This window comes from Neglectibacter sp. CSJ-5, from assembly GCF_032490475.1.
GTDB lineage: Bacteria > Bacillota > Clostridia > Oscillospirales > Acutalibacteraceae > Hominenteromicrobium > Hominenteromicrobium mulieris.
On record NZ_JAVYJC010000004.1, the window covers coordinates 153,558 to 168,285 of the forward strand.

Annotated in this window: 10 protein-coding genes; 1 reads left to right on the forward strand and 9 read right to left on the reverse strand. The window is 49.2% G+C overall.

The window, feature by feature from the left end:
- Positions 1-278: 278 nt before the first annotated feature.
- The 5 genes from R2K26_RS09640 to R2K26_RS09660 form a co-directional block, all read right to left on the reverse strand.
- Positions 279-1,691 (reverse strand): relaxase/mobilization nuclease domain-containing protein, encoded by a 1,413-nt coding sequence (locus tag R2K26_RS09640; protein ID WP_002578945.1) that lies wholly within the window; start codon positions 1,689-1,691, stop codon positions 279-281.
- 62 nt (positions 1,692-1,753) lie between these two features.
- On the reverse strand, positions 1,754-2,038 hold the full coding sequence (locus R2K26_RS09645; RefSeq protein WP_002578946.1) for a hypothetical protein: 285 nt from the start codon (positions 2,036-2,038) through the stop codon (positions 1,754-1,756).
- Positions 2,039-2,154: 116 nt separating this feature from the next.
- Positions 2,155-2,487 (reverse strand): plasmid mobilization protein, encoded by a 333-nt coding sequence (locus R2K26_RS09650; RefSeq protein ID WP_002578947.1) that lies wholly within the window; start codon positions 2,485-2,487, stop codon positions 2,155-2,157.
- Entirely contained in the window at positions 2,487-9,530 is a 7,044-nt protein-coding gene (locus R2K26_RS09655) for an LPD11 domain-containing protein (RefSeq protein ID WP_227612560.1), read from the reverse strand. Before R2K26_RS09655 ends, R2K26_RS09650 begins: the two co-directional genes overlap by 1 nt.
- Positions 9,531-9,691: 161 nt before the next feature.
- The gene (locus R2K26_RS09660) at positions 9,692-10,030 is read right to left on the reverse strand and encodes a TnpV protein (RefSeq protein ID WP_118199520.1); all 339 of its coding nucleotides are present in this window, start codon (positions 10,028-10,030) and stop codon (positions 9,692-9,694) included.
- A 43-nt stretch (positions 10,031-10,073) separates the two neighbouring features.
- Here R2K26_RS09660 and R2K26_RS09665 point away from each other — a divergent pair, with 43 nt between their 5' ends.
- Positions 10,074-10,787, forward strand: a complete 714-nt coding sequence (locus R2K26_RS09665; RefSeq protein ID WP_021632746.1) for a hypothetical protein — start codon at positions 10,074-10,076, stop codon at positions 10,785-10,787.
- A 48-nt stretch (positions 10,788-10,835) separates the two neighbouring features.
- On the opposite strand, the gene R2K26_RS09670 is transcribed toward R2K26_RS09665, so the two are convergent.
- The 4 genes from R2K26_RS09670 to R2K26_RS09685 are packed head-to-tail and all read right to left on the reverse strand — an operon-like array spanning position 10,836 to position 14,566.
- A complete protein-coding gene (locus R2K26_RS09670) occupies positions 10,836-11,042 on the reverse strand; it encodes a transposon-transfer assisting family protein (protein ID WP_002578948.1) in 207 nt (68 codons plus the stop codon).
- Complete coding sequence (locus R2K26_RS09675) at positions 11,039-11,635, reverse strand: YodL domain-containing protein (RefSeq protein WP_002304389.1); 597 nt, start codon at positions 11,633-11,635, stop codon at positions 11,039-11,041. The genes R2K26_RS09670 and R2K26_RS09675 overlap by 4 nt, the downstream gene beginning before the upstream one ends.
- Before the next feature lie 13 nt (positions 11,636-11,648).
- Complete coding sequence (locus R2K26_RS09680) at positions 11,649-12,494, reverse strand: LPD16 domain-containing protein (protein WP_002304387.1); 846 nt, start codon at positions 12,492-12,494, stop codon at positions 11,649-11,651.
- The gene (locus tag R2K26_RS09685; protein WP_002578949.1) at positions 12,491-14,566 is read right to left on the reverse strand and encodes a DNA topoisomerase 3; all 2,076 of its coding nucleotides are present in this window, start codon (positions 14,564-14,566) and stop codon (positions 12,491-12,493) included. The genes R2K26_RS09680 and R2K26_RS09685 overlap by 4 nt, the downstream gene beginning before the upstream one ends.
- Positions 14,567-14,728: the final 162 nt, after the last annotated feature.

Here is a 14,728-nt window from a genome sequence, read left to right on the forward strand (position 1 = left end):
ATTCATAATCTCACAAATTGGCAAGCAGTGTAAACCTGTACAGGTTCACTCATTTTCTCGATTTTCCCTTCGGTGCAATCTTCGCAAATTTGCTTGTTGGGGAAGCATCCCCAATCCCCTTTGAACATCATCTGCCGATGATGGCTACACGATTTTCAATCGTTTCTCAAAGAACAGTAGAATAAAAATTTGCCCATGGTTGAAAGCACCGAAATCGAAAAGCAAAAAAGCAGCCACGATCCGCACCCTTTGGGGAGTGCAGACCGTGGCTTTTTGCTTTAACGGAAGTTCTTCTTTTCCTCTTTCTCTTTCTCTTTTTCCTGCTCTTTCTGCCTGTCGATATTCAAAATCGTTTCAACCGTCCGTTTGGCAATCAGCAGTTCTTCTTTCTCTTTTCTGATCTGACGGTACTCAGCGTAGTCCTGCTTTTTCTGGACTGCCAGCTGATGAAACTCCTCATACAATGATTGCATGGACGGGAGCTTTGTAATCTGCAATTCATCAAAGGCTTGCTTCGCCGCTTTATGAATTGTGATTTCCTGACGGTGTTCTTCAAAGAATTTTTTGCTATATCCAGACTTGCGGTACTCGATATAAATTTGCCTTGTGTTGCGATAATTTTTGATGTGCTGCTGCAACGCCTGAACCTCAACCATACGTTTCTCTGCGACCTTGATAGAATCAGAAAGCGCATCGAACCGGGCAGACAGATTTTCAATATGAGCAGTCAGATCGTCGTAGTTGCCCAAGCCTTTTTCTTTCAGTAGGATTACCGTTCGGGCAGCTTCTTTTCGGTTGAACTTCTTCGCCCACTTTTCATAACCGACCGTCTTGCCCTCGGCCATCTTTGCCTGAATATCAATCAGCATCTGGAACTGCTTCGGGGCAGGAGCCTTGGCAGAGCCGCCTTTTGATTTGTGCAGGTTCTTGCCGGAGATAACCGCTTGAATTTCCTCTTTGCTATATCCTTCGCCCAGGGAACGCAGCCGAATGAAACGCTTCTGATTCTCGCCCTTGAACGCAGGCTGCTTTCCATCCTTGAACTCAAATCCCATGTCAGCCAGAGCCTGAACAAAGCCATCAAAGCTCTTTGGTTTCTGCTTCAGCACCGCATCAATCGCATCACATAATTCGTCACGCTGGGTACGCTTCTTGGGATAAACAGTTCTTTTCTGGCGCTCCCGATACGGCTTCGGTGTAATAATGGACAGCCCGTGTTCCAGGCAAACCATATCACTGAGTCTTTGCACCGCCAGACCGGAAAGAAAGAAGTTTTTGAATTTCCGTGTGGCATCCAGCGAGGTCGAATTATAAATGATATGATTGTGAATGTGGGATTTGTCGATGTGGGTCGCAACGATGAAAGCGTGTTTTCCCTTTGTCCATCGCATCGCTGTTTCATAGCCGACTTGGTTCGCTTCTTCCGGGGTGATTTCTCCCGGCTTAAAGGACTGGCGTATCTGGTATGCGATGATATTGTTCTTCTGCTGTCTGCCGGTAATATGCTGATACTGCCGTTTGGAAAGCAGAAATTCCTCATCTGCTGTCTTTGGATCACACTCATAGGAACTGATAAATTCGCCATCATTGGTTTTTGCGGCATTTTGTGAGTAGTCGGTTCTGTCTGCCAAACATTGAGCGACCGTCTTTCCCTTATTCACATGGAGTGCAATCAATCTTGTCGCTGCCATTCCCATCACTTCCTTCCCAAAAAGAAAAAGCCACCGGTCGGTGACTTTTCTCTGATATTATCTTATGACCTGATAAATGCTCCCAGACTTTCTCCAATATTCTCGACTTTCATAACAGCCCAGACGAGCAAGAACACCGCTGCTATTGTCGCAATTCCAAGAACCACAAGAATAAGCAGGGACTGCCACAAAGCCTTTACAATGCAGTAAATCGCAGATCCGCCAATGACCAAGAGCAATAAACCAATTACATAGGACACAACATTTGTAAGCAGATTTCCAAGAATGCAAATCACTTTTACAACGAACAGCACCGGCAGTGCCAATATCTTCAATACCAGCTTCATAGGCTCAACCCCTTTCTTTTAATTATATTGTACAAGGGTATCTGCCATAACGCAATGATGTCAACCCTTATGTAAAAGCCGCAGCCGAAACTGCGACTTCCCAACAAGTTGTCGGATTACTGGATTGAGGACAGGCGAACAAGAACTTCTCTCATGTCCGTCCAGATCTCCTCCAGCCGTTTTTGCAAATCCTCAATGTCAGCACGATAGATGCTGCCTGTTTCGTTCGCTCGCTTTGCGTACTGGTTCAGGTTGTTGGAGCAGATTCGCAGGAGCGAAACCAGGGCTTTCACATCCTGCAAATCCAGTCTGATACAGTAACCATCCAGAGCCATTTTCCGCAGATAGGCTCCCATGCTGCGGATGCCAAGCTCGTCCATCTTCTCATGGATTCGCTCGACCTCCTCCTTGGATGCAAGGAAATGAACATCCTGATCTCGCTTTGCCATTACAACACCTCCTCACGGGTTTCAGAGTATTTTGCAGGCGGGATATGCTCCGCTTTGGATTTCAGATCAGCCAACACAGAAGGACGCTCTGACTCGCTTCTTTCGTCACGATTTTCCACAGAGTCCTCCATATTCAGGGCTGCATCCAGTTCTGCCAGTCGCTGACTTTTGGCTGTCAGCTCTGCTTCCTGCGGGAACGGTTTTCCAACCTCCGCCTTGGCTGCTTCCTGCTGATTGTAGAGATTATTCAACTGCTCATTGGCTCGTTCTAAGCGCTCAAGGATGCCTGCAAGGGCATTGTCCAGTCGGGTGATATTTCCTCGTGCGTCCGTTCCAAGGGCTACTCTGTGGCTCACAGCGCCCTTCAGGGTCACATCGAACTCGTTCCGGAAACTGTCAAACGAAAGCTCCATCTGAAAGCCACGGTAACTGCCAAGAGGAACCGGATCGGCACTTTTCGTGTCCTTACAAGCCGCAAGGAGGATTTCACCGGCATCTGCCTTTTCGGTGTAGGCTTTGCCCATGATTTCCATGCCGCAAAAGCCATCGGCAATCTGCGGGTGTGCTTCCACGGTTTTAATATCAGCTTCAAAGCCATGAATATAGCCTGTCTGCTTTTCAATCTCAGCCGGGAAGTATTTCAGAAGCTTATCTTCCATACGGTACTGCTGGCTCTGGTGGTCAGCTTTCAGCACCTTCAGCCTTGCCACATCAATGTCCAAGTCCATCTTTTCCTTGATAAGCGGATTGCCGGCACACAGCGCCTTGATCTCCGCATAGGACAGCGCCTGCTCATCCACATCGTCACAGGAGCGAACCGGTGATTTGGAGGTCATAATCTGAGAAATAAACTTCTGCTTGTTTTCCAAGGTCTGATACAGGTAGGCATCGAAGGTTCCCTCGGTCACATACTGATACACCTGAACCTCTTTGTTCCGGTTGCCCTGACGGATGATACGACCGTTTCTCTGGGTCATATCAGACGGACGCCAACCCACATCCAAGTGGTGAACTGCCACCAATTTGTCCTGGACGTTGGTTCCTGCACCCATCTTTTGCGTACTGCCAAGAAGCACTCGCACCTGCCCGGTACGAACCTTGGCAAAGAGGTCTTTTTTCTTTGCCTCGGTATCTGCATCATGGATAAAGGCAACTTCTTCCGCAGGCACACCGTTTGCAATCAGCTTGGTTTTGACATCATCATAGACATTGAAGGTTCCATCATTTTTCGGTGTGCTAAGGTCGCAGAACACCAACTGGGTCAATTTGTCAGCCTGACCGTCCTGCCAGATACGCAGGATATTTCCCACGCAGGCATTGAGCTTGCTGTCAGGGTCATCGGGTAACAGGGTGTTCATTAGCCGCTGATCCAGTCCCAATTTTCGTCCGTCGCTGGTAATCTTGAGCATATTATCGACGGACGGGTCTACAATACCGGCATGAACATCTGCTGCTCTCTCTGAAAGGGAAGCCACCATATCCTTCTGGTACTCAGAGGGCTGAACCACAACCGTTTCAAACTTTGCTTCGGGAACAGGGAGATGCAACTGGTCAGAGGTCTTGATGTCGGCAACCTCCTTGAACATATTCATCAGTTCAGGCAGGTTGAAGAACTTCGCAAATCGGGTTCTGGCACGATAGCCGGTTCCCTCCGGTGCAAGCTCAATCGCAGTTGTTGTTTCTCCGAAGGTCGATGCCCAGGAATCAAAATGGGTCAGGTTCTTTTGCTGGAGCGTACTGTACTGGAGATAGCGCATGACCGTATAAAGCTCGGTCATCGAGTTACTTACTGGAGTACCGGTTGCAAAGATCACACCACGCCCGCCGGTCAGCTCATCCATATAGCGGCACTTCATAAACATATCCGAAGATTTCTGGGCTTCGGAGGTGGACAGACCTGCCACATTTCGCATTTTTGTGTAGAGGAACAAATTCTTGAACGCATGGCTTTCGTCCACAAACAGCCGGTCTACACCCAACTGCTCAAAGGTAATGACATCATCTTTCTTGTCAGCGGCAAGGAGCTTGTCCAGTCTGGCTTCCAATGATTTTCGTGTTTTCTCCATCTGCTTGATCGTGAAGTTTTCGCCACGCTGCCATTTCAGCTCCGCAATCGCACCCTCGATCTCATCAATCTGCTCCCGCAGCTGCCGTTCCTGTCGTTCGGCAGAAAGCGGGATTTTTTCAAACTGGCTGTGACCGATGATGACTGCATCATAGTCACCCGTTGCGATACGAGCGCAGAACTTCTTACGGTTTGCTGTTTCAAAATCCTTCTTGGTGGCAACAAGGAGCTTGGCACTCGGATAGAGGTGCAGGAACTCGTTTGCCCACTGTAAGGTCAAGTGATTCGGCACAACGAACAGGGATTTCTGGCTCAATCCAAGCCGTTTACTCTCCATAGCCGATGCAGCCATCTCGAAGGTCTTGCCCGCACCAACTTCGTGTGCAAGCAGCGTATTTCCACCATATAGCACATGAGCGATAGCATTTCTCTGGTGTTCACGGAGGGTAATATCCGGGTTCATGCCGCCGAAACGGATATGAGAGCCATCATACTCACGAGGTCTGGTGGAGTTAAAAAGTTCGTTGTACTTGGTGGAAAGGGTTTCTCGTCTGTGCGGATCTCTCCAAATCCAATCTCGGAACGCATCCTTGATTGCCTGCTGTTTCTGCTGTGCCAGGGTAGTTTCTTTTTTATTGAGGACACGCTTCTGCTTACCATCTGCATCTTCAATCGTATCATAGATACGAATATCCTTCAGATTCAGCGTTTCCTCCAGAATCCGATATGCGTTGGCTCGCTCTGTACCGTAGGTGACATACGCCGCCACATCGTTGTAGTTGGGAGAACTCTTACCGTTGATGCGCCACTCTGCGGTCAGCTCGGAGAACTTGACCTCAATGGAACGGCGCAAGTAATACGGCGTTTCAAAGGTTTCCTCCATGAACTGCTGAATATAATCGGCATCAATCCATGTTGCACCCAAACGCACATCAATCTCGGACGCATCCAAGTCCTTCGGCTGTGCTTTCTGCAAGGCTTCCACATTGATGTGGAAGGAAGAATCCCTGTCTGCCGCCATCTGTGCGACACGCAGCTTGCTTCTTACATCACCGGAAAGGTAATCATCGGCAGTCTGCCATCCAACTTCCACAGCATCGGGAGCCATCGGGTCTTTGAAGATCACCCCTCGAAGCTCTGCCTGAATCGCATCGTATTCTCCAGGTGTTCCAAGCAGCTGTGCCATAAACGGCAAATCCACCTTGCCACGCTCACCGATAGAGATTGCCAGAGCTTCGGACGGCGTATCCACGCTCGTCACTCTGCGTTCCGGCTTGATGGTTCGCTTGGTGAACATATCCGCCTTGCTTTTCAGATTGCCGTCCTCATCCACATTTTCCAGAGAACACAGGAGATAGTAGGAGGAATCGTCAGCAAATGCCTGACCATTGGCTCGATTATTGATAAGCCCGTTCTTTGCGGCAAACGCATCGTAGGCATCATTCAGTTCTGCCTGTTTCTGAGTAATCATTTCATCCGGGTAATCCTCAAGCTGATATTCGATCAGCTCGTTGACGATACCACGAAGTTCCACCATGCCCATCACACGGTCTTTTGCTTTCTCATTCAGGTCTACACGGCGCATCAGGGAGTTTTCACGGAAGTACACATTGCCATCCACCACGGTATAAGAGAAATTCTTTACATCCGGGGTTGCAGGAATGGTTTCGATTTCCTTACCCTTGTCAGCTTCGGGAAGCTCCACAGCCTGATAGGTTCCTTGGATGTGGGAAACTGCTTCTTTCAGAAGTTCGGACAGTTCCATGCCCTCAATGGGACGCACTGTAATGTCCATGCCGTAGGCGGTACTTTCTTCCACCGTATCGCCCAGAACCATTTCAGGATGAGCGACAAAGTAGCTGTTCATGGTGTGTCCTTCTTCGGTGCGGTCAAGGTTTACCCATTCCGGTACAATGTCAATCGGATGGTCACGCTTTTGCAGGAACAGGATGTCGGACACGACTTCCGTGCCTGCGTTTTTCTTAAAGGCATCGTTTGGCAGACGGATTGCACCAAGCAGTTCCGCCCTCTGCGCCATATATCGCCTTGCGTCAGAGTTCTTGGAATCCATGGTGTAACGGCTTGTCACAAAAGCGACCACACCACCGGGACGAACCTGATCCAAAGCCTTGGCAAAGAAATAGTTGTGAATGGAGAATCCCAGCTTGTCATACGGCTTGTCGGACACTTTGTAGTTGCCGAAAGGGACATTACCCACAGCCAGATCGTAAAAGTCTCGGCGGTCTGTCGTTTCAAAACCGGCTACTTTGATTTCTGCGTTGGGATAGAGCTTCTGAGCAATTCTGCCGGTGATGGAATCCAGTTCCACACCATACAAACGGCTGCTCTGCATTTCAGGAGGGAGCATACCAAAGAAGTTGCCGATACCCATAGCAGGCTCCAGAATATTTCCTGTTTCAAAGCCCATCTGTCCGACCGCATCGTAGATGGAGCGAATGACCGTAGGGCTGGTGTAATGTGCGTTCAGGGTGGAAGCTCTTGCCGCAGCATATTCATCTTCGGAAAGCAGGTTTTTCAGTGTCTGATACTCCTTCGCCCAATTTCCCTTGTCCGGGTCAAAGGCATCTGCCAGACCGCCCCAACCGACATAATTCGACAAAATCTCCTGTTCTTCGGTAGTGGCGTTCCTGTTCTCGCTTTCCAGTTTGAACAGAGTTTCAATGGCTGCGATGTTTCTTGCGAATTTCTGCTTCGGTCCACCTTCACCGATGTTGTCATCCGTGATGTGGAAGTTCACCGCAGGAACAGGTGGGATTTCTCTGGTGGTGATGGACTGCTCAAGCTGAGCGATAATGTCCATGACTTCGGCATTCTGCCATCCGTCCACCTGGGCATAATCCTGAATGATGGTGTCCTTTCCATCTACGCACTGTACGAAGTCCAGACTACCCGGCAGATCTCTGGTATTCATTGCACCCAGGGCTTTTCTCTGCGTGTCAGGAAGTGCATAGTAGGCTCGCAGGGCATCATCAAAGGAACTGTATTCCTTGATGTCCAGCGCACCCCGCTTCTGAATGTCCTCGGCAACATAAAAATGATCGATGAAGTGTTCCGGTTCCTGCTGTTCGGGTTCCGCACTGGCTCTGACCTGTGCGTGTGCCTTTTCGTCAGGGTAGTCCCCATAGATACGGATGCACTTATGCTCCTGCTGATCGTAAACGGCAGCACCATCGTACTTGAATCCGTCATCCTCCATGGTTCCGTCCACATAGCCCTGGGCAGCTTTTTCCGCTTCTTCCAGAGTGTAGTAGTCCAGTTTATCATCGAAGCCGTTTTCAAAGTGATGGTAGGCGGCAACCAGATAGCGGGGAGCCATGCGCTCCTCGTAGCTGTTAATCATCTCAGGTGTCAGCCATTCTGGTTTGTCGGGAATCATTTCATACAGCTCACGCATCTTGGCAATCTGTGCATGGCGGTTGCCTGCCCACAGATGCTTTTCGCTGTGCTGTCCTGCACCAAGGAAGTATTCGCAGTCCATACGCAGACGGTCTAACAGCTGATACTCAGGGGTGTAGTCCCTCGGTTCGGTTTTGCCCAGAAAATCCTCTGTAACGGGCTTTTCTTCGGTTTGGGCATCAACCCTTACCGCATGGTTTCTTTCGTCCTGAGAGAGCATACGCTCGAAATTCTCACGATTCTCGGCACGGAAGATGGGATAAGCAAGCGTAGGGTCACGCAGCTGAACTTCTCTGTCCGTGATCTGCTCCACACGGAAAGCTGTATCGTCCAGATATACCGTGTCACCGACCTGATAATTCCATTTCGGTTCCTCGGAAGCAGATGCTTCCACAACTTCGGCAGGCTCTGCCACAGGCGCTTCTGGCTGAACCGACTCCATCGCAGCTACGGACTGACGAACTTCCTCCAAATAGTCATTGGCAAGCCATTCGTCCGTGAAGTATTCCGTAACGCCTTCCGGGTCTACATAGTAGTCATCGGTCTGATTATCCCAGATCGCATACTCGCCATCCTCGGTATCAATCACTGCGAAACGGTCATAAACATCTTCCAACGGATCAGTTTTAGCTTCTTCGATAGCCTGTCGTTCCGCTTCTTCCTCCGGGCTGAGGTAGCGTCCCTTTCGTATCAGACCGTCGATTCTCTGCACCACCTGCGCCCAGGACATCTGCAATTTATCGCAACCGCTCTTGGTGTAAGCAACACCCTTGGCATCGTGATCCTGACCGCTGTGCGTTGCACCAGAGCAGGCATGGGAATGACCACCGGTTCCGTATTCATGCTTCAGGAAGTCCATCTTTTCCTTGGCAGAATGATTCTCCTGCCAGTAGTTATAAATACGGGCTTTACCACCGGAAAAGCCGCTTCCACGGGTCAAGTCTGCATTGACTTCATCATCCGTAATGAACTGGCGGACAAGGGGCATCTGCATCATATCGGTCTGATACTCACGCAAAGGCATATTCAACTCATACAGCTGTTTCTGAATGAGATTCAGCTTGTGATAGTGAAAACGAAGCAGATCGGGATTTTCCGCAAGGGTTTTTCTAAATTCCGAATACTGCTGTACCAAGGTTGCGTGGAAACGAGGGTCATCCAACTTTTCAGCCAAGTCTGCGGTTTCGTCAGGGAAACCACGAAACGGTTCCTGATGAAGAATTGCCAGATAGTTGCTGGAACGGGCTTCTTCACTCAAATCGTGATAAAGATGCCACAGGGATTCTGCCAACTTCTGACGCTCATATCCGGATGCTTCTACCAGTTCCACATTAGTTGCGAACCGACCATTTTCAAGCAGTTCTCCAATGCGCTCGGCAACCGTTTCCCAAGAAACGATCTGCGCTCTGGGGCTGTCAATGGCAGAGGAACCTTTGGCAAGGTGGATACCGTCCTCGGCATACCACGCACAGATATTCCCGCTATCTTCTTTCAGACCATAGCCGCCGTGATAGACCTGCTTTAAGGTCTGAACGATTTCTTCCAACGGCTTCTGCTTCATATATTCCAGCGCTACGACTTTTCGGGCTTCATCGGTATTGCTACCAAGCAGAAGGAAGTGGTCGATTTCTTCCTGGGCAAAAGAAAAAGCAGAGGGCGTAAAGCTCTCTGCTCGGTCGATAAAACTGATTTGTTCATTTTCGGAGAGGAAAAGGTTCAGACTCAGCTGTTGATAAGCTCCGTCATCACGACTTCCTCCGCCTGTGCTTTCAGGCTGTTCATGTGCTGCACCCACGCCATCTGCTGCGTTTCCTTGTCCGGTGCGGGGCTGTCCTTCAGGTACTGCTCCATCAGAAACTCCACTCTGGCTTTCGCTGTTTCCTCGATCTCCCACAGGTGCGGGAACAGGCTCTCCGTCAGAATCATGTCGTTCAGGAGCATCGGATTGTTCTGTTCCAAAAATGCTCGACGCATCCTGCCGTACTTGCCCAGAGGTTTCTCTCCCTCGTTCTCCAACTGAAGGTTCGGAATCTGATAATCTCCGGCCTGTCTGTAAGTCATCTCGCTCATAATCTGTACTCCTTTCGGTAGCTTTAATCTGCTCATGTTCTCCAATCGCTTTTTCGATTTCCTGAAACATCCTTGTGCTGATGGCATTCACCGCAGTACCAAGGGCATTTACCGTCTGTCTGGTGTTAAAATCAAACACCTTCTGGAAATCCTCATGCTCGAAGTAGTTGTCGGGACTTTCCACGAACCGGCAATACATCGTATAGGATACGCTGTTTGCCACCGCATTTTTGAAAGCTACTTCGATGTTGAGTTCATCATACTCCTCAAGGAAGCTGTTGGCAACGATGTCGAGGAACTGCTTTTTGTAATCGTCCCAATACTCAGCCGCCAGTGCGGATGCAATATCTTCAAGCTGTGCTTCCAGTACCCCGTCAGCGGCAACACCGAAGGTACGCTCCATCGCTTCCATGACATAGGAGCGGTTTTCAGGCGTCACCTCCCACGGTTTCAGTTCCGGGGAAGAACGGCGAACGCCGGTATCCGCCACATCAAACACATAGCGCAGATACGGTTTATCCCTGTTCATCACAAACAGAGCAATGCCGGTAGAGCCACGCTTTACATATCTGCGGTAATTTTCAGCGTTCCAGTCCTCATAGGGCTTGCAAAAGGTCGCATTGGGGCGCTGAGCATAAATCATCACCTGTTCCGGATAGGTGAACTCATAGTTGCGGGACATCGTTCTCAAAAACGAAGTCCAGTTATCTGTGTTCGAGGTGATTTTCCCAATCGTTTCTTTTGCTAATCCGGAATAAAATCGCTCTTTTGCGTTCATTGTATCCCTCCAATCCTATCAATCCGGATAAAGGTTCAGCTTCTCAAAGGCGGCATCGTCCATGGCTGAAACTTTACGGAGAACCGAGTCTGCCAAAGCAAAAAGCTCTGACTCGTCCTCCGAAAGCTGTTCCTTCATCAGTGTCAGTGCTTCACACAGCCCTGACCTTGTGCCAGGGCTGTAAAGCATCATCATGTTCCGCTCATCCTGTGTGAAATCCATCATTCAATCTCCCTTTCCGGGTGGCTCTTGGGCGGCTTATGGGAAACATCCGGCACGGGCTTTTCCTTTAACTGCTCCAACACCGAAGGACGTTCCTCTAATCCGGACGCTTTTCCGTTATTGATGATACCGTCAATCATCCCATAATCATCTTCCATTGCCATCTCTGCGTTTTTCAGGTAGTTTTCGGACTTCATAAAGTTTTCCAGCTTCTGAAACCCAACAGAATCTACATAGTGAAAGGATACCTCACCGACTACCTTTAAGGCTACGATGTCGCTGACCGACATACTGTGACCACGGAAATCATCCGGGTGGTCAATATTGAACTTTACATACAAATCTTCCAGCTGCCGATTCACATCCTCGGACATAGAAATGGAGCCATGATAGACCACCTCGTAACGGTCAATCTCAGGCTCCATTTCTTTCTTCTGAAGGTAGCTGTAATTTGCAAACATGAGCGGGATATTATCGTCTACATCTTCCCGCAGCTGAAGAATCGCATAGGAATCCGTGGGGCTTTCCAGAAAAGCAACCATTCTGTCATCCGGGGTGGTATTTCCGTGAACATCATCCCATTTTTCGTTTTTCATATCCGTGTCCTCCTTATCGTTCAGGCTCTTTGCGTTTGGGAGAGGGACTGGCAGGCGCAGCTTTTTCTGCGGCCTGTGCCAGTTTTTCCATGACCGACTCACGCTTCGGAGAGTCGAGCTTATCCAGCTGACTTTTCAGCACTTTGGCAACCTCAACCGCAGTTTCCTCACGGGCTTCTTCAATGGCTGTATTCAGGAACTCACGATACGGAGCCGTATTACCAGCGGCAAGATCTGCCTTGATTTCTTGGATATGCGCCTGCACATCATCGACCTGATCCATATATTCATAGGGGTCGAAGTTCTCTGCAAAACGGTCGAGCTTAAAAGCAAGCTCAGCGATAGGGTCATTGACCACCACCGCCTGTCTGCCGACTTCAAAAGCCTGCTCCATGACATCCTCATAGAACATTGCCCGCAGTTCCCGGCGCTCCAGCCCGAAGGATTCCAGAATATCCCGGCGGACTTCGAGCATGGACAGTTCAGGGTTATCAACCTGACCGCCATCAATCTCGTTGTAGTTTTCATCCAACAGGGTGTAGTCGTAACCATCTTCGCAGGTCTGCACCGCAAGGATTCTATCCTTTCCGACCTTCCATGCGGCTTCATCGCCCATAATCTCAGGCTCCGGCATATAGCTTGCGCCGTTGCGCTCCATAATTTCTGCAAACTGGCAGATATGAAACACATTGTATCCGATCTGCGTATGATACTCGTCAATGAAGGTGCAGGGCTTCACAACCATTTCATCCGGGTAGTGAATCTGCACACAGCTGCCATCGGGGATATGAAACAAATCCTTATAATGGCTGTCGATAAATCGGATTTCCTTACCATCCGGGTTGTACTCATTTGTCATTTGCGCTTTCCTCCATTTTCAAATTCCATACTGAACTTCGTTTTGCCATCATCTGATACCTCCATAAAGACGGTGGCATCAAAGGTGTTGCCCGTTCTTTCGGACTTGCAATTCTTGAGCTTTACCTTGCCGGAACCAAGCAATTTCTGCGCCGTGGCAGAAGTCATGCTCTTGCCGATGCTCGCAAAGTAGCGATTGTTTTTCCAGAGGGCAAATTTGCAAGCTCTGTTGGAACAGAAAAATGCCTTGGCTTTGTCCTCTACAGCACTGCCGCAGAGCGGGCATTTGCCGATAGAATTGGCTTCTTTCGACATCATAACCTCGGAATCACGGATTACTTCATAGTTCTGAATCAGACCGGCAATCACATCTTTGATCTCGTCCATAAAGTCCTCGCTGGCATATTCGCCTTTCTCAATGAGCAACAATTTTTCTTCCCAATCCGCCGTCATGGATGGGGACTGAATCTGTTCCGGCATGACTGTTACCAGAGCCGTACCCTTGTGGGTCGGAATCAGGTGTTTGGTTTTCTTATCACCCTTACGCTCCAGAAAACCGATGCGAACCAGCTTCTCAATGATACCGGCACGGGTCGCAGGCGTTCCCAAACCTTTGCGCTCCACCTCATCAGGCATTTCGTCCGCACCGGCAGTTTCCATAGCAGAAAGCAGAGTATCCTCGGTAAAGTGTTTAGGGGGAGATGTTTTCCCTTCCTTGATTTCCGTGCCGCTGACGGTCATTTCGTCACCAACGGAAACAGAAGGGAGTGTCTGCACGTTTTCGTCGGATTTTGTCGAATCATTTTTCTGAACCAGAGCTTTCCATCCATCCTGCACAACAGTTTTGCCTTTGGTGGAAAACACGGTACCGCCACAGTCCAGCTCAATAACTGTCTCTGCGTATCGGTGCGGATCGCCAACAGCTACGCACAACCGATTCGAGATCAGTTGCAAAATTGCAAGTTCACCCTTGGGAAGTTCGCTCAGATTGCATTTCTGCAATTCTCTGGTCGGAATGATGGCATGGTGATCTGTGACCTTTTTGTTATTCACAACCTGCTCTGCATGAACTGGTATGTTATCCACATCCTCCACGGGGAATGTGTGGAAAGCCAGCTTTACGAGGTCGGTCAGGCTATGTGCCATATCTTCCGTCAGAAACCTGCTGTCGGTACGGGGATAAGTGACCAGTTTCTTTTCATAGAGGTTCTGCGTGTAGTCCAAGGTCTGCTGTGCCGTGTAGCCAAGCACACGGTTGGCTTCTCTCTGTAAACTGGTCAGGTCATAGAGCGCAGGCGGCTTTTCTGTTTTCTCCTTACATTCAGCTTTCTGAACGATTGCCACCGAACAGCTTTGTTTGACAGCTTCGGCTGCTGCCTTGGTTTTGAAGCGTTCGCTTGCAGCCGTAAAACCATCCAATCCAATCTGAACTGTGTAGAACAGTTCAGGCTTGAATGCGGAAATGGCAGCTTCTCGCATAACAGCCATAGCAAGGGTAGGGGTCATAACACGACCAACATTCAGGGTCTGCCCGTAAAGGGTCGAAAAAAGTCGAGTAGCGTTAATACCAACAATCCAGTCGGCTCGTTCTCGACACAGTGCTGCTTCATACAAAGCATCATATTCCGTTCCAGACCTGAGATTTTCAAAGCCCTCCTTGATTGCTACATCTTCCATCGAGGAAATCCAAAGCCGCTCAAACGGCTTTCTGCACCCGGCTTTGTGGTACACCAACCGAAAGATCAGCTCGCCCTCACGACCGGCATCTGTTGCACACACAAGACTCGCAACATCTTCTCTGGCCATGAGCTTTTTCAGAATCCCAAACTGTTTTTTCGTACCGGCAGAAACCTCATACTGCCAGTCCATCGGGAAGATAGGAAGGTCTGCATAAGCCCATTTGCTGTACTTCGCATCATAGACTTCCGGCTGTGCCAGCTCCACCAAATGCCCTACACACCAGCTGACCACATATCCGTTTCCCTCTAAGTAGCCATCCTCACGCTTGGCAGCACCTAACACTTTGGCAATACTCTGTGCAACCGAAGGCTTTTCAGCCAAAACTAATTTCATTTGCATCTGCTCCTTTCACAAAAAAATAAGCAGCCACACACCGTAGTGCATGACTGCTATGTAAAAAGTTCGGAAAGGATTTTTGCAACCTGATACAATTTTCTGTTCTACAATCTCCGTCATAATAAAAATATCTCCATCATTTCAAAAGAGAATGACGGA